The organism is Neptunicella sp. (genome assembly GCF_048268085.1).
Classification (GTDB): domain Bacteria; phylum Pseudomonadota; class Gammaproteobacteria; order Enterobacterales; family Alteromonadaceae; genus Neptunicella.
In genome coordinates, this window is record NZ_JBLWWF010000012.1 from 117,513 (window position 1) to 133,895 (window position 16,383).

General features: G+C 43.5%; 17 protein-coding genes. 13 read left to right on the forward strand and 4 right to left on the reverse strand.

All coding sequences use genetic code 11. The features are described from left to right. Nucleotides 1-26: 26 nt before the first annotated feature. The 3 genes from ubiE to ubiB are packed head-to-tail and all read left to right on the forward strand — an operon-like array spanning nt 27 to nt 3,028. On the forward strand, nt 27-785 hold the full coding sequence (ubiE, locus tag ACTD55_RS11345) for a bifunctional demethylmenaquinone methyltransferase/2-methoxy-6-polyprenyl-1,4-benzoquinol methylase UbiE (protein ID WP_438864442.1): 759 nt from the start codon (nt 27-29) through the stop codon (nt 783-785). Continuing rightward, the gene (locus ACTD55_RS11350) at nt 785-1,396 is read left to right on the forward strand and encodes a ubiquinone biosynthesis accessory factor UbiJ (RefSeq protein ID WP_438864443.1); all 612 of its coding nucleotides are present in this window, start codon (nt 785-787) and stop codon (nt 1,394-1,396) included. Before ubiE ends, ACTD55_RS11350 begins: the two co-directional genes overlap by 1 nt. 3 nt (nt 1,397-1,399) lie before the next feature. After that, nucleotides 1,400-3,028 carry a ubiquinone biosynthesis regulatory protein kinase UbiB gene (ubiB, locus tag ACTD55_RS11355; RefSeq protein ID WP_438864444.1) on the forward strand — a complete coding sequence of 543 codons (1,629 nt, stop codon included), beginning with the start codon at nt 1,400-1,402 and terminating at the stop codon, nt 3,026-3,028. Here ubiB and ACTD55_RS11360 read toward each other — a convergent pair. Beyond that, nucleotides 3,025-3,957, reverse strand: coding sequence for a hypothetical protein (locus tag ACTD55_RS11360; protein WP_438864445.1), 933 nt, complete (start codon nt 3,955-3,957; stop codon nt 3,025-3,027). The two genes, ubiB and ACTD55_RS11360, sit on opposite strands and share 4 nt — an antisense overlap. Nucleotides 3,958-4,080: 123 nt before the next feature. Here ACTD55_RS11360 and tatA point away from each other — a divergent pair, with 123 nt between their 5' ends. From tatA to hemB, 6 genes are read left to right on the forward strand one after another with little or no spacing between them, the layout of a single operon-like run. Beyond that, nucleotides 4,081-4,317, forward strand: a complete 237-nt coding sequence (gene tatA, locus ACTD55_RS11365; RefSeq protein WP_438864446.1) for a twin-arginine translocase TatA/TatE family subunit — start codon at nt 4,081-4,083, stop codon at nt 4,315-4,317. 3 nt (nt 4,318-4,320) lie between these two features. Then, nucleotides 4,321-4,647: a Sec-independent protein translocase protein TatB gene (gene tatB, locus ACTD55_RS11370; protein ID WP_438864447.1), complete on the forward strand. Its 327-nt coding sequence runs from the start codon at nt 4,321-4,323 to the stop codon at nt 4,645-4,647. Further along, nucleotides 4,622-5,374 (forward strand): twin-arginine translocase subunit TatC, encoded by a 753-nt coding sequence (tatC, locus tag ACTD55_RS11375; RefSeq protein ID WP_438864448.1) that lies wholly within the window; start codon nt 4,622-4,624, stop codon nt 5,372-5,374. Before tatB ends, tatC begins: the two co-directional genes overlap by 26 nt. A 30-nt stretch (nt 5,375-5,404) precedes the next feature. Beyond that, on the forward strand, nt 5,405-6,193 hold the full coding sequence (locus ACTD55_RS11380) for a TatD family hydrolase (protein WP_438864449.1): 789 nt from the start codon (nt 5,405-5,407) through the stop codon (nt 6,191-6,193). Nucleotides 6,194-6,206: 13 nt separating this feature from the next. Then, nucleotides 6,207-7,697 carry a sensor domain-containing diguanylate cyclase gene (locus ACTD55_RS11385; protein WP_438864450.1) on the forward strand — a complete coding sequence of 497 codons (1,491 nt, stop codon included), beginning with the start codon at nt 6,207-6,209 and terminating at the stop codon, nt 7,695-7,697. An 8-nt stretch (nt 7,698-7,705) separates the two neighbouring features. Beyond that, complete coding sequence (hemB, locus tag ACTD55_RS11390) at nt 7,706-8,710, forward strand: porphobilinogen synthase (RefSeq protein WP_438864451.1); 1,005 nt, start codon at nt 7,706-7,708, stop codon at nt 8,708-8,710. 74 nt (nt 8,711-8,784) lie between these two features. On the opposite strand, the gene ACTD55_RS11395 is transcribed toward hemB, so the two are convergent. Beyond that, nucleotides 8,785-10,296, reverse strand: coding sequence for a Ppx/GppA phosphatase family protein (locus ACTD55_RS11395; RefSeq protein WP_438864452.1), 1,512 nt, complete (start codon nt 10,294-10,296; stop codon nt 8,785-8,787). Next, nucleotides 10,296-11,561: an ATP-dependent RNA helicase RhlB gene (gene rhlB / locus ACTD55_RS11400; RefSeq protein ID WP_438864453.1), complete on the reverse strand. Its 1,266-nt coding sequence runs from the start codon at nt 11,559-11,561 to the stop codon at nt 10,296-10,298. The genes ACTD55_RS11395 and rhlB overlap by 1 nt, the downstream gene beginning before the upstream one ends. A 105-nt stretch (nt 11,562-11,666) precedes the next feature. Here rhlB and trxA point away from each other — a divergent pair, with 105 nt between their 5' ends. Both trxA and rho read left to right on the forward strand, forming a co-directional pair. Next, nucleotides 11,667-11,993 carry a thioredoxin TrxA gene (trxA, locus tag ACTD55_RS11405; RefSeq protein WP_438864454.1) on the forward strand — a complete coding sequence of 109 codons (327 nt, stop codon included), beginning with the start codon at nt 11,667-11,669 and terminating at the stop codon, nt 11,991-11,993. A 229-nt stretch (nt 11,994-12,222) separates the two neighbouring features. Further along, nucleotides 12,223-13,488 carry a transcription termination factor Rho gene (gene rho, locus ACTD55_RS11410; protein ID WP_438864455.1) on the forward strand — a complete coding sequence of 422 codons (1,266 nt, stop codon included), beginning with the start codon at nt 12,223-12,225 and terminating at the stop codon, nt 13,486-13,488. A 61-nt stretch (nt 13,489-13,549) separates the two neighbouring features. Here the strand turns inward: rho and rsd are convergent, their stop codons facing one another. Next, nucleotides 13,550-13,993 carry a sigma D regulator gene (gene rsd / locus ACTD55_RS11415; protein ID WP_438864456.1) on the reverse strand — a complete coding sequence of 148 codons (444 nt, stop codon included), beginning with the start codon at nt 13,991-13,993 and terminating at the stop codon, nt 13,550-13,552. Between the two features lie 128 nt (nt 13,994-14,121). Between rsd and nudC the strand changes: the two genes are divergently transcribed. Then, entirely contained in the window at nt 14,122-14,922 is an 801-nt protein-coding gene (gene nudC, locus ACTD55_RS11420; protein WP_438864457.1) for an NAD(+) diphosphatase, read from the forward strand. A 228-nt stretch (nt 14,923-15,150) separates the two neighbouring features. After that, nucleotides 15,151-16,215 carry a uroporphyrinogen decarboxylase gene (gene hemE, locus ACTD55_RS11425; protein WP_438864458.1) on the forward strand — a complete coding sequence of 355 codons (1,065 nt, stop codon included), beginning with the start codon at nt 15,151-15,153 and terminating at the stop codon, nt 16,213-16,215. Nucleotides 16,216-16,383 lie beyond the last annotated feature (168 nt).

Genomic DNA, 16,383 nt, shown 5'->3' on the forward strand with positions numbered 1-16,383 from the left:
CCTGCTCGCTAAAGTAGGACAACCTAATGCACGAATCTAATTCATCTGAACAAACCCATTTCGGTTTTAAAAATGTCGATAAAACACAAAAAGCATCGATGGTAGCCGAGGTATTTCATTCTGTTGCGGCTAAATACGATGTAATGAACGATTTAATGTCCATGGGCATTCACCGTTTGTGGAAACGTTTCACCATCGATTGTAGTGGCGCCAGAGCAGGACATACCGTATTAGATTTAGCCGGTGGCACGGGAGATTTGACTGCCAAATTTTCACGTATCGTGGGCTCACAAGGCAAAGTTATTCTGGCAGATATTAATAATGCCATGCTCAAAGTGGGTCGTGACAAGTTACGCGATAAAGGCATCGTGGGTAATGTCGAATATGTGCAAGCCAATGCGGAGGCATTGCCGTTTCCAGATAACACCTTCGACATCATTACCATTGCGTTTGGTTTACGTAATGTAACGGATAAAGACAAAGCATTGGCGTCCATGTATCGGGTATTAAAACCCGGTGGGCGTTTGTTGGTGCTGGAATTCTCTAAACCAGAAAATGAATTATTAAATAAGGTTTATGACGCCTATTCGTTTCATTTATTACCTAAAATTGGCCAAGTGGTCGCCAACGATGCGGACAGTTATCAATATTTAGCCGAATCCATTCGCATGCATCCTGATCAAGAAACCCTGAAAAACATGATGGAGCAAGCCGGCTTTGAACAGACCACCTATCACAATTTAACCGGTGGTATTGTCGCGTTACATCGTGGATACAAATTTTAATGCCCGCAGCCCAACTCGCCAGCGCTATTCTGGAAACCACCATAAATAAATTGCTCAGCATGGATGAGCAAAGCGCCCAACGTTTAGCCCCGTTGGCCGGGAAACAGTTAAAAGTGGAGTTACAGGAATTACCTTGGCCATTAACCTTTGTGTTTAATGACTCCATCGATGTACTGGTTAATGCTGAAGGAGAGGTAGACTGTACTTTACGCTTATCACTTAGCACCTTGACGAAGTTACAAGATACCAGTCAGTTAACCCAGTTGATTCAAAACAGAGAACTGGAATTGATTGGCGATTTGCATGTTGCGCAAAGTTTTAGCGTGCTAATGAAAGAATTGCATATTGACTGGGAAGAGCAGCTATCGGTTTACACCGGTGATGTGTTCGCCCATCAAACCATGCGTTCTGCGCAACAATTGGGGCAATCGGTTAAACATTCTGCCGGGCAATTTCGTGATTTACTGCGTGATGCCGCAATAGAAGAAAAAGCCATTGCCGCTCATCCTGTCGCTGTTGAAGCATTCTATCAGGATGTCAACCAGTTGCGAGCCGATACCGCCCGCTTTGAAGCACGTCTATACCTGCTTCGATCAAAAATGAAGTCGTAAACCATGCGTGCATTTCGCTTATATAAAATTAATACCACATTGTTGGAACACGGGCTGGACGAATTAATTCCGGCTAAATGGTTACCTTGGTATGCCCGTTTAGTGCGCCATAGTGCGTTCTGGATCCGTAATCGATTTGCCGACAAGTCCCGTGGCGAACGACTGCGTTTAGCCCTGCAATCACTGGGGCCAATTTTTATCAAGTTCGGCCAGATGTTATCTACACGGCGAGATTTATTACCTGCCGATATTGCCGATGAACTAAGCTTGTTACAGGATAAAGTCGATCCTTTTGATGGCCACCTAGCCCAACAAATTATTCAACAAGCGCTGCAAATTGAGTCCATTGATGAGTTATTCAGCGACTTTGCCGTAACGCCCCTCGCCTCGGCGTCCATAGCTCAAGTGCACACAGCCAAATTAAAGGCCGATGGCAGCGAAGTCATCATCAAAGTTATTCGCCCGAATATCAAAGACACCATTGAAGCCGATATAGAGCTGCTGCGTACCCTCGCGTTAATTGTCAAAAAGTGGCTACCGGATGGCAAACGATTGCGCCCGGTTGAAGTGGTGAATGAATATGAACGCACCATTATTGATGAGCTGAATTTATTATCCGAAGCGGCTAATGGCAAACAGTTAAGACGTAATTTTGAGCACTCCAACGCACTGTACATCCCACGAATTTATCTGGAACTATGCCGCAAAAATGTACTGGTAATGGAACGTATTTATGGCATTCCAGTCGCCAATATCGCTGAGCTTGAAGCCCAAAACACCAATATGAAACTGTTGGCTGAACGGGGAGTAGAAGTATTTTTTACTCAGGTATTCCGCGATAGCTTTTTCCATGCCGACATGCATCCAGGCAATATTTTTGTCTCGCGGGATAACCCTCAGGATCCCCAATATATTGGGATTGATTTCGGTATCGTCGGCACCTTAAACAGTGAAGACAAACGCTATCTGGCCGAAAATTTTGTGGCCTTTTTTAATCGTGATTATCTTAAAGTCGCCACTTTACATGTGGATTCCGGCTGGGTGCCAGCCGATACCAATGTGGCCGAATTTGAGGCTGCGGTTCGTTCCGTTTGCGATCCCATATTTCAAAAGCCGTTAGCCGAAATTAGTTTCGGTATTGTATTGCTGCAATTGTTTAATACTGCTCGACGCTTCAATATGGCGGTACAACCGCAATTAGTTTTACTACAAAAAACCTTACTCTATATTGAAGGTTTAGGACGTCAGTTATACCCTCAGCTTGATCTATGGCAGACCGCTAAACCCTTTTTGGAGAACTGGATGAAAGAACAAATTGGCTTAAAAGCGATGGTGAAAAAGATTAGCGATAACCTGCCCTATTGGTCAGAAAAGCTGCCTGATATGCCAGACTTGCTGCATGACGCATTAAAGCAACTCAAACAACTGCCCGAGCAGCAACGTCAACAGCAGTTACAACAGTTAGAGTTGCAGCAAAAAGCCAATAAAGGCAAGTTCCTGGGTTTAATTGGTAGTACCTTAGTTTTAGTTGCCTGTGTTTTGCCCCTTTATCAGGTGCATTGGTGGGTACCCGGTTTACTCGGCTTATGCGGTATTAGCTGCTGGATACAAGGCTGGCGCTATAACAGCTAAGGTTTACCAAAATAGCCTTCTACTCGCATTGCTAAACCAATTGAGGTTTTGAACTGCTCATCTCTGCGCCACGTTAAAAACGGCTCTACTTCGAAAAACAGCCACTCGCGTAAGGCATTCATCCGCCACCGGGTACTGAGTAAATATTCTTCCGGTCGGTAGCTCGGCTGGCTTTTTCCTTCTACATAAAAACCGTATACCACGGCGTTTTTTTCGTTAATTTGCAAATAATTGTATGCCCCATGCTGCCATACCCAATCATTTTCCTTATCGCGAAAATAATAATGGTTATCAAAACGAAACAACATATTCTGGGTCAGGTTAGTTTCATATTGCAGCATCAAATGAACACCAAAACCGTCGCGGCTATAATAATAAGCCGATGTTTCCCAGTTGATGTTGCTGTTGGGTGATAATTCAAAAATGCGGCGGTACTGACTTTTAACAAAAGGCTGCAGTTTTCGACCAATACCCACGCGATGCGAAATATCGCGTTTTTTGTCATGTTTAGATGTCCAACGTAACGACAGATTAAAGCGGTTTTTATCGGTAACCGCGTCATTGCGGGCAGAAAGGATTGGGCTATTTTGCTCTTCATCATCATAATCGGAAAAAACCACATTGGTTTGATGCTTAGCGTTAGGTAAATCCACTTTTAGACGAAAACGGCTAATAAATTGATTCAACTCGGTACTGCGTGGTTCCCAACCCAGTTTAATTCTGGCTTCTCCGCTAGCTTTTTCATGCAGTTGAAAATTATCATCCATAAAAAAACCATCAAACCAGTTAGCGGTATCATTCACCGATTCGGACACGTCAGCATGCATTGCATCCAGCCAGTCTTGTTCGGTTAGCTCTGTTGGTTGTTCAGAAAAGACTGAGGCACAGTTTACTAATGAATAAAATACGAAAGGGACGAGCAACCGCAATATCATTTTTCCTTAACATCGATAACACTAGTGATGATAAATAATCTAGATTGAATCAAATCCAGTGACCTTTTCAATTACCTACGTATAATGCACTTAATTGTATGTTATCAGGAGAATTTTGTGGCAGGTATCAGCATATGGCAATTAGCCATTATCTTAGTCATTGTAGTGTTATTGTTTGGCACTAAAAAGTTTCGCACTCTGGGTTCTGATCTGGGATCGGCAGTTAAAGGCTTTAAAAAGGCCGTCAGCGATGACGACAAAGACGCTAATTTTGACGAACAAAAAAAAGTGGCCAATAACGTCGAAGAAGCTAAACCTGAAACTCAAACACAAGATCAAAAGGATAAAGTTTGATCTATGTTTGATATCGGCTTTTGGGAACTATTGTTAATCGGTATTGTTGCTTTACTGGTGTTGGGCCCCGAGCGATTGCCCGGTGCTATTCGCTCAGCCAGTAAAACCTTGCGCAGTGTAAAATCAATGGCGCATGGATTTAAAAATGAAATGAGTGAGCAATTGCGTATTCATGAGCTACATGCCGACCTAAAGAAAGCCGAACAAATGAATATGAAAAACCTCACGCCGGAATTGGAGCGAAGCGTTAAAGAGCTCACCGACTCGGCCAAATCAGTTCAGCATCCATATAAAAAAGTAGACGATGGCAACAGCACAAAGCCTTCTTGAGCATTTAGTTGAATTACGCAGTCGGTTACTCAAAGCACTGTTGAGTGTTTTTGCCGTCTTTTTATGTCTGGTTTACTTCGCCAACGATTTATATCACTGGTTAGCCAAACCCTTATTGGATGTATTGCCGGCTGATACCCAAATGATCGCAACAGATTTGACGGCACCGTTTTTTGCTCCGTTCAAACTTACGCTGGTGTTATCATTTTTTGCTGCGATCCCTTTTGTGCTGTATCAAATATGGGGGTTTATCGCCCCGGGTTTGTATCGTAATGAAAAGCGTTTAATTGTCCCGTTATTACTCTCCAGTACGATATTGTTTTACTTGGGCATTGCCTTTGCCTATTTTGTGGTATTTCCTATTGCGTTCGCCTTTTTTACCGGTATGGCACCACAAGGTGTTACCGTCGCCACTGATATAACCAGCTATCTGGACTTGGTATTAAAGCTGTTTTTTGCCTTTGGCGTGTCTTTCGAAATTCCGATTGCCATTATATTGATGTGCTGGACCGGGATCACGACACCGGCCGCACTAAGAGAAAAGCGTCCTTATGTTATCGTCGGGGTATTTATCATCGGTATGTTATTAACCCCACCTGACGTAATTTCGCAAACCTTGCTGGCAATTCCCATGTGGATCCTGTTTGAGATTGGGGTTTTAGTCGGTGCCGTTTATCAACGTTCCGAACTTGAAGAGCCTGAAGAAGCCGAAGAACAAGAGCTCTAATGAGCAAGTTAACCAAATCAAAATGAGACGATGACACTTTTTGATATAGGGGTAAATCTCACCAATCCTAAAATGCTGGCAGATATAGACGGTATCCTAGCTCGCGCCCATCAAGCTGGTATAAACGGCATGCTCATTACCGGCACCGATATAGCGCAAAGTCAGGCCGCGTTAACATTAACCAGCCATATCTCCCCCATAGACTTATTCTGTACGGCCGGTATTCACCCACATTATGCGCAAGAGGCGGGAACCAATTATATCGAGCAGTTAACTTCACTAGCCAAACATAGCAATGTACGCGCCATTGGCGAATGTGGACTGGATTTTAACCGCAATTTTTCCAGCAAATCCTCACAGTTAGCCGTGTTTGAAGCTCAACTGGAATTAGCTTGTGAATTAGAGTTACCGGTTTTTTTGCATGAACGTGATGCCTTTGATGAACAAATCAAGTTATTAAAACAATATCGCTCACAACTGGTTGGTGGCGTAGCCCATTGCTTTACTGGCAATCGCAACCAGATGGAACAATATTTAGAGCTGGATTTGTATATTGGTATTACGGGTTGGTTGTGTGACGACAAGCGGGGTGATGATTTACAAGGAGCAGTCAAATACTTGCCACTTGAACGCTTATTACTGGAAACGGATGCCCCCTATCTTGCACCCAAAACTCTCAAACCTAAAGTATCCACCAATCAACCTTGTTATTTACCAGAAGTCGCTAAATACTTTAGTCAACTCACTGGCCTGCCTCTCGCCAATGTGGCTAAAACATCTTATGCTAATGCTCAAACTTTATTTAAGCTCAATCCATAGTCTGGATTAAATAATGCCTTCTACCCACATACTACTTAGTGCTAACAAACCTCATCATTATTGGGTGGTTATCATCTTGGGTATCGTTTTATGGGCATGTTATGTGGGGCTTAATATCGACGAGCTTGGCGTGGCGGGTTATCACGATCCGCAACAAAGCATGTTGTCGTTACTAAACCAAAATCAATTATTAGGGTTAGGGATGAGCTGCGGATTTTTCGCTGCCCTTGTTCTGGTTCATCTCATCGGTTTTATCTACACCCGTTATCGTCAATTCCTAATTTTTAGTGCTTTTACATGTTGCTTAATGCTCACTATTGCCGCTCAAACAGACCTATTTTTATATGTTTGGCCTGATAATGCGTGGCTAGCCGAACATAGTGTATCGATATTTGCGATGGCCAGTTTGTTATCAGCACTAATGTTATTTTCCGGTACTTTCGATACTAAAAAATTTGCACCGATACTCCATTCTTTCATTCAATATATTGCTATTGGGTTAGGCATTTCGCTTGTTGCAAGTTTGATAGTCCCGACTTCGATGCTAATCCCAGCTGGCTGGATAGTATTGTGTCTTGCAATGATATTGCTCGGTACGACCTGTTTTTGGTTTGCTTTAAAACAAGGTAAATTCGCTAAAAGCTACTCGATCGCGTGGAGCGGCTTACTACTATGTGTCCTGATAATCAGTTTGAATAACCTGAATATTGTTATTTTACCGTTTCTGCCTTTATCCCTGCTCATCATCGGCTCGTTGTTGACCACCACACTATTAACAATAACGTTGGGACGAGAATATCACCTTGATCAACAACAACGATTCACTGACAGCCAAGACAAACTAACCGAAGAAAAACGATTGCGACGGGAACAAGAAAAAGCTCAGGAAGAACTTGAATATAGCGTGGGTGAACGAACCCTGGAGTTAGAAGTCGCCTTACGGGAATTATCAGAAACCAACCGGGAATTAGAAGAAATTAATACGATTGATCCCTTAACCGGTATTCGTAACCGTCGTTATTTCGACAAAAAATATATTGCTGAGATCCGTCGTAGTCGCCGTGAACAAACCCGTTTTTGTGTAGCGATGGTAGATATTGACCACTTTAAGAAAGTCAATGATCAGTATGGCCACTTAGTCGGTGATGAATGTATTCAGTTTGTTGCCCAAGCTCTTGCCGACCATCTTAAACGACCCAGTGACGATGTGTGTCGCTATGGCGGCGAAGAATTTGCCATATTACTGCCTAATACTGACGAGCAAGGTGCTGTAGAATTGTTAGAGCAGATAATCCGGTTTATCAGAGAGACGCCAATTCCAACCAAAATTGGTGACATACAGATTACCGTCAGTGCAGGTATCGCCTCACAAGTGCTTTCCATTGATAGTCAAGATATGACCTTGTTAGAAACCGCCGACAAAGCATTATACCAATCCAAAAATGCCGGACGTGATCGAGTGACCTATCTCCCGGTTGCCCCCGCACAAACCATTGAGCCTTAGGAAAAACTATGCCACACCCTGAATACCCTTTCATCCGCATGCGCCGCCTTAGAGCCTCCGCTCCTTTGCGCAATATGATTGCAGAATCTCGCTTAACCGCGGCCGATTTAATTTACCCTATGTTTGTGGTTGAGGGTAAAAATAGAACTGAAACAATTGCATCCATGCCGGGTATTGAGAGAATGTCGATTGACCTCTTGATTAAAGAAGCCGAACAATTAGTCAGCCTAGGTATTCCGGCTATCGCGTTATTTCCGGTCACACCTCCGGCGAGTAAAAGTGACTGTGCCAGTGAAGCCTTTAATCCGGATGGTTTAACCCAAAAAGCCGTAAGAGCATTAAAACAATCCGTACCTGATATTGCCGTGATTACGGACGTAGCATTAGATCCTTTTACCTCACACGGTCAAGACGGCTTGATTGATCAACAAGGTTACGTACTCAATGATGCGACCAATGAGGTCTTGGTCAAACAAGCATTATCTCATGCGGAGGCCGGAGCCGATATTGTCGCACCGTCAGATATGATGGATGGCCGCATTGGACAAATTCGCCAGGCACTGGAAGCCAACCAATTTCACAATACTGCCATTATGGCCTATTCAGCCAAATATGCGTCCAGCTATTACGGGCCATTCAGGGATGCGGTGGGCTCTGCTGGAAACATTAAAGGTGGTAACAAGAAAAGTTATCAAATGGATCCAGCCAATTCCAATGAAGCGTTACGGGAAATTGCTCTGGATATTGAGGAAGGGGCGGATATGGTAATGGTCAAACCGGGCATGCCTTATTTGGATATTGTACAACGTTGTAAACAACAATTTGCTGTACCAACTTTCGCCTATCAGGTCAGCGGTGAATACGCCATGCATAAAGCTGCATTTGCCAACGGCTGGTTGGATGAAGAAGCCGTCATTATGGAGTCGTTATTGGCCTTTAAACGCGCGGGAGCCGATGGTATTTTGACTTACTTTGCCAAACAGGCAGCGCAAATATTGACGGCGAACCAATAACCCCTTATCTCGTATTAATAGGGCGCTGATTACGCGCCCTTTTGATAGATTAACAGACTGCCACCTCTATTAATTTAGCGACATTCCAATAGCCAGCCCACTCGATGCTGCTGCCACTTTTCATTGGCTAATTCAGCGTCAATGAGAGGGTGAGCTTTTAGCCAGCCTTCCGGAAAAGTAAGAATGAGCTTGTCCGAATCATACTCGATAAGAATATGAGGTAATGAGTCACTATTGCGACGAATACATAAAATGACGGCTATTCTTAGCACGCGAGTGAGAATCGCCAGATTCATTTTTAAATAAGTCTGATAGCCTTTTAGTACATTGAGCTCAATATTCTGTCGGAAGTTTTGCACTAAATCGCGAATACAATCCCGCTGCAGCCTGGTATAACCTTGCAACTCTACGTGTCGTAGAATATAAGCACCATGTTGATGGCTATTCTTGTAGTCGATATGCAAACCAATCTCATGCAACATGGCGGCACCGAGTAAAATCCCTTCCGCATCGAAATTTTCACCCCACAGATTGTCGGGCAACTGTTCAAATAAGTCGTCGGCCGTCGCAGCGACTCGAATAGCCTGAGCGGTATCAATATGAAAACGTTGTGCCAACATAAAAATACCATGCTGACGGAGGTTATCTTCGCGCATGTCTTCCAACATGCCGTAGATTAATCCCTCACGTAAGGCACCACCGGAGATTTGCATATCTTCAATACCCAGTACTTCAAACAAGGCAATTAAGATGGCTAAACCACTCGGAAAAGGTTGTTTACGGGATTCGTCCAAACCGGGGATCACCAGGTTTTGATGTTCATGACAATCGATACATTGCCGCATCAGGTCATGTAAATACACTAGCCGAATACTATCGTTAATCCCCTGAGTCACCAAAATTTCGACTATCGCTTGCGGGGTGCCGGAAGCTCCCATACATTGCTGCCAATCATAGGGAATAAACATTTCAGCCACGCTGTGGATTTGCTCTTTAGCTGCATCGATGGCGCGCTGAAAATTATCGGCCGACAAATAGCCATCGCTAAAATAGCGTTCAAGAAAAGTAACACAGCCCATATTTAAACTGGCTAACTGTAGCGGCTCAAAGTCTTCACCTACCACCAATTCGGTACTGGCACCGCCAATATCAATCACTAAAGTGTGTCCGACATTAGCTGAGGTATACGCTACACCCAGGAAGATCTGCCGCGCTTCCTCCTCACCGGAGATAACCTCAATGGGGTGTTTTAGAATGGCCTCACCTTGTTGCAAAAATACGTCAGCATTTTTAGCTAAACGTAATGTAGCAGTGGCAACGACTTTAAGGTTTTCAGGAGGAATATCTTCAATCCGTTCGGCAAACGTTCTAAGACAATTCCAGCCCCGCTCTAAACTGGCACGATCGAGATTAAAATTCTCATCCAGTCCTGCTGCCAAGCGGATTTTTTGTTTCACTTTGCCAATGATTTGCACCGAACCGGCAAATACTTTGACAATAACCATATGAAAACTGTTGGAACCAAGATCAATAGCAGCGTAAAGCTGCTCTTGATGGTAATTATTATTATTTAAATCCTGGCTCATTAGCGCTTAGTGTATTTTTTCCCAGATGAAGACGGTCGTTTATTGTATGGTTTACCGCTTTGCATTCTTTTACGATGCTGCATTTTCGGTGGTGTTACGTCATCCAATAATGCGTCAGACTGGTAATCCGACTGCGGTATAGAATGGCGAATATACTCTTCAATGGCAGGTAAATTCAGCGCATATTTTTCACAGGCGAAACTAATAGCATGTCCACTTTCACCAGCTCGACCGGTACGACCTATCCGATGCACATAATCTTCCGCATCATCGGGTAAATCATAGTTGAACACATGAGTGACTTTGTCGATATGCAGTCCACGTGCTGCCACATCCGTAGCGACCAGAATATCCAATTCACTGCGGGTAAAACGATCCAAAATTTGCAGACGTTTCTTTTGCGGCACATCACCGCTCAATAAACCAACACGGTGACCATCAGCTTCCAGCCAAGCTGCGACATTTTCACAACTGTGCTTGGTATTAGCAAAAACAATGGCTTTGTCCGGCCACTCATTTTCCAATAAAGTGAGTAGCAGTAACATCTTGTCTTCGTTGGATGGATAAAATAACTCTTCCTGAATGCGGCTACCGGTCATTTCTTCTGCTTCAACCTGAACATGCACTGGATTGTTCATATGTTCATAGGCCAATTCCTGTACACGAAAAGAAAGCGTGGCAGAAAACAACATACTTAAACGCTCGGCCGGTTTCGGCATCCGTCTGAGTAAAAAACGAATATCTTTTATAAAGCCCAAATCCAGCATTCGGTCCGCTTCATCCAAAACCAATACTTGAATATGCTCTAAGGAAAAAATACCTTGTTTATAGTAATCCAGAATGCGTCCGGTGGTTCCAATTACAATGTCCACACCAGCTTCCAGTTGCTCGCGTTGACTTTGATAGCCTTCCCCACCATAGATTAAGCCCAAACTTAAACCAGTATGTTTGCTTAATAACATGGCATCTTTATGGATTTGAATCGCCAGTTCACGCGTCGGGGCCATAATAATGGCTCGAGGCTGGGCTTTTTCCACTTGAGGATGCGTTAATAAATGATGAAATGTTGACACCAAAAACGCAATCGTTTTACCCGTACCGGTTTGTGCTTGACCTGCAAGATCTTGCCCGGTTAATAAAGGGGGAATACTCAACGCTTGTATCGGTGTACAATGCTCGAAATTGGCTTCCTGGAGACCACTTAGTACATCAGGGTGGATCCCCATGGCGGAAAAATGTGTTTCAGTTAAATGTGTAGTTTGCATAGCTTATAGCTTATCAGTGCTTGCATTAAAAAACAGTTTCTATATAAATAGCCACTTGTAAAGACGTGATAATTTATCACGAGTTTTTGTATACCGGAGAAAAGAATGAGCGACAAAATTATCCAACTATCTGACGATAGCTTTGAAGCCGATGTAATCAACGCGGCAGGCCCTGTTTTAGTAGACTTCTGGGCAGAATGGTGCGGTCCTTGTAAAATGATAGCGCCGATTCTAAATGAAGTTGCGGAAGAATTTGATGGCAAGTTAACAGTTGGTAAACTGAATGTCGACCAAAATAACGAAACTGCGCCTAAATATGGAATCCGTGGCATCCCTACTTTACTGTTATTTAAAGATGGTAACGTAGCTGCGACTAAAGTTGGCGCGCTATCAAAAACCCAGTTGATCGAGTTTTTGAACGAGAATATCTAAATAAATTAATAAAAAATGGCACAAAAGTGCCATTTTTTATCATTTAAACAAGAAAATTACGCCTCTACTTCTAGACCTTCTGTGTTTTTGGTGCTAACTTTAGTCTGTCCAGTTCGGGACACTTACCAAATATTCGCGTTCAAATCAGCGATTTACGAAAAACGTATCATTATTTAATTTCATTCAACTTTGCATTTAAGAGCAACATTTCAAGTAGAAAAACCCACCTATGAATCTAACGGAACTTAAAAACAAACCTATCAACGAACTTGTTGATTTAGCAAACGAAATGGGCCTGGAAAACATGGCTCGTGCACGTAAACAAGACATCATCTTTTCTATACTTAAAGCGCATGCCAAAAGCGGTGAAGATATTTTTGGCAATGGTGTATTGGAGATTCTGCAGGATGGTTTCGGCTTTCTACGCTCAGCAGATTCCTCTTATCTGGCAGGACCGGATGATATTTATGTCTCACCCAGCCAAATAAGACGCTTTAACTTACGAACGGGTGATACCATTTCGGGCAAGATCCGACCGCCAAAAGACAGTGAGCGTTATTTCGCCCTGTTAAAAATCAGCGAAGTCAATTTTGATCGCCCCGAGAACTCCCGTAATAAAATCTTGTTTGAAAACCTGACACCACTGCATGCCAACGAACGTTTGGTTATGGAACGTGGTAACGGCAGTACCGAAGATATTACCGCGCGTGTTCTGGACTTAGCCGCCCCAATTGGTCGTGGTCAACGTGGTCTTATCGTAGCACCACCCAAAGCCGGTAAAACGATTTTGCTACAAAATATCGCGACTTCTATTGCCGCTAATCATCCGGAATGTCAGTTAATTGTATTGTTGATTGACGAACGTCCAGAAGAAGTGACCGAGATGCAGCGCATGGTGCAAGGCGAAGTTGTGGCATCAACCTTCGACGAGCCAGCTAGCCGTCACGTGCAAGTTGCCGAAATGGTCATTGCCAAAGCTAAACGTCTGGTTGAGCACAAAAAAGATGTAGTGATATTACTCGATTCTATTACTCGTCTGGCACGTGCCTACAACACGGTTATTCCATCATCAGGTAAAGTATTAACCGGTGGTGTGGATGCTAACGCGTTGCATAAACCGAAGCGTTTCTTCGGTGCAGCTCGTAACGTGGAAGAAGGCGGCAGTTTAACCATTATCGCCACCGCCTTGGTTGATACCGGTTCTAAAATGGATGAAGTCATCTACGAAGAATTTAAAGGTACCGGTAATATGGAATTACACTTAAACCGTAAGATTGCGGAAAAACGTGTTTTCCCGGCGATTGATTTCAATCGTTCTGGTACTCGTCGTGAAGAATTACTGACCTCGCAAGATGAATTACAAAAAATGTGGATCTTGCGCAAGATTGTGCATGAAATGTCAGAAATTGATGCCATGGAATTCTTGATAGACAAACTATCCATGACTAAAACCAATGACGAGTTCTTTACTGCGATGCGTCGGCAAAAAAGCTAACTAGTATCCCAGCACACAAAAAAAGGCACTGAAAAGTGCCTTTTTGTTATCTGCTGTACTGTTATAAATGTTCGTTATGCAAGGTACCAATCAATTCGTCTTCCAAAGCAAAGCGTTCTTCCAGTTGCTGGCCTAGTTTGGATAAATGATTATCAAAATCCGACATATTGGTATCATCATTTATTTCAGCATAGCGATCATTGAATTTGAGGGCTTCGTCTGTGGTGGCCGAGATTTTAGGACTCAGTGTATCGTACAGAGAATCACCGTTAGACAATTGCTCGTATACTTCAAAATGTCCGGCAGACAGGTAATCCATCAACAATTCGCAAAAATCCGCTACTTTTGATTTATCTGGTAACGCTTGCGATGTCCGCTGATAAGGTGGGATACCGGCCAGGTCACAATACATCACCAATAACATTTGGCGTTCAGTCAACCAATTATCAATAGCGTTATGAGCCCCGCCCCATTTTTGTTTTGCTTGCTCAATACCAGATAACATTCGTATTCTCCTTAACCCTTAACAGCTACCAGAACAGATAATTTCTTGGTAATCATCCACACAGTATATCAAAATGGCGTTGGAGCAAATACTTATGAGAGATGGTATGACCGGATCGGATAGAAAAGATGATTAAACAAAATGTTAAATTACAAATTGAACAACCCGCTTGGTGGCTTATTTTTTCGGGGAATCAATTATTACAAGTCACCAACTCACCCGCTCTCCCTCATCGCACCGCCAAGCAGCTAGATTTTGTTAGCGAATATTTTGAGCAAGTTATTGAAGTGGGACATTATCAGCAATCACCTTGCTATATGATCGATATGGGGGCTGAAATAGCCGAGCAACAAATTGGTGAGTTTTTTGGATTGCGCGATTTGCTGATCGAATCCGACCAAGAATTATTCAATATTGCCGCGCGCGCATGGCAAGTGGCACTATTTTTACGTACCCATCGCTATTGCGGTCAATGTGGTCATGCTACCCAACGCATTGATTGGGAATTAGCGGTGCAATGTCCAACCTGCCAACATCGCTGCTATCCACGTATTTCGCCGTGCATTATCGTTGCCATTCGGCACAACAATAAGATTCTATTGGCACAGGGGCGCCATCATAAAAATGACATGTACTCGACCTTGGCTGGCTTCGTTGAAAGTGGTGAAAGCCTTGAGCAGGCAGTACATCGAGAAGTGATGGAAGAAGTCGGAGTGGAAATTCACAATTTGCGTTACTTCAATAGTCAGCCCTGGCCATTTCCTCACTCCTTGATGATGGGTTATTTAGCCGACTATAAAAGTGGCGAGATAAAAGTAGACGGCCACGAGATTATCAAAGCAGACTGGTTTGATTTTAATAACCTGCCACTCACCCCAGCACCATATTCGATTGCAGGCCAACTGATTCAGGCAACTATCGACCAATAAAAAAGCCTTATCCGAAGATAAGGCTTGAATATTTTAGCGTGGAGGTCTCGTAAACGAGCTTCTTTTTGTTGGTATTTCACTAGCGCGAACAAGTTATAGCAGAGTTTGTTTAACAAAGGCAAGCATTAATGTCGCCAAAATCATACATAAATGCGTTAACACTGCTCACAGCTACCCATAAAAATGTGTACAATAGCGCGGTTTTTCGCATCCCAGGAGTAGGTTCCATTGTCAGACCTTAAAAATGATCGTTATCTCAAAGCGCTACTCAAGCAGCCCGTTGATGTCACACCGGTATGGATGATGCGTCAAGCCGGTCGTTATTTACCTGAATATCGACAGCTGCGCAGCGAAGCCGGTGATTTTATGTCACTGTGTAAAAATGCCGAATTGGCCTGTGAAGTCACCTTACAGCCGTTGCGTCGCTTTGAACTGGATGCGGCGATCCTATTTTCCGATATTCTGACGATTCCCGATGCGATGGGATTAGGCTTGTATTTTGAAGCCGGCGAAGGCCCAAAATTTGAACGCCCGCTGGAATCAGAAGCCGATATTAAAAATCTGCCACTGTTTGATCCTGAGGTAGAACTACAATATGTAATGAATGCGGTTCGCACCATTCGCAAAAACTTACAGGGTGAAGTGCCATTAATCGGCTTTTCCGGCAGTCCCTGGACATTGGCTACTTATATGATTGAAGGGGGTTCCAGTAAAGCCTTTACCAAAATCAAGAAAATGGCCTTTAGTCAGCCACAAACATTACATTTATTGTTAGACAAACTGGCCGATGCGGTTGTTTTATACCTGAATGCACAAATTGCTGCTGGTGCCCAATCGGTAATGGTATTTGATACCTGGGGCGGTGTGTTGTCGCCGGCTGCGTACAAAGAATTCTCTTTGCAATATATGCACAAAATCGTTAGTGGTCTGACTCGCGAAAACGATGGCCGTAAAGTCCCAGTTACTCTGTTCACCAAAAACGGCGGCATGTGGCTGGAAGCAATTGCCGCCACCGGCTGTGATGCTGTAGGGCTGGACTGGACAATTAATATTGACGACGCCAAAGCCCGTGTCGGGGACAAAGTCGCCTTGCAGGGCAATATGGATCCTTCGATGTTATATGCACCGGCAGAGCGCATTGAGCAGGAAGTGAAAACCATTCTGGCCGGATTCGGTAACGGCAGCGGACATGTATTTAATCTGGGCCACGGTATTCATTTGGATGTACCACCAGAGAACGCCAAAGTCTTTATTGATGCGGTACATAAATTCAGTCAGCCTTATCATCAGTAATCGTTCCACTAATAAACGTAAAAAAACGGTCTTTTAAGACTAATGCCGATCAGTTAAGCGATTGACATTTAGCACAAGAAGATCAAAATCCGATGATCACAGGTCATCGGATTTTTTTATGCTCGTTTCTCAAGCCCTTGATGTTATTAATAACTTCAAACCCCACCA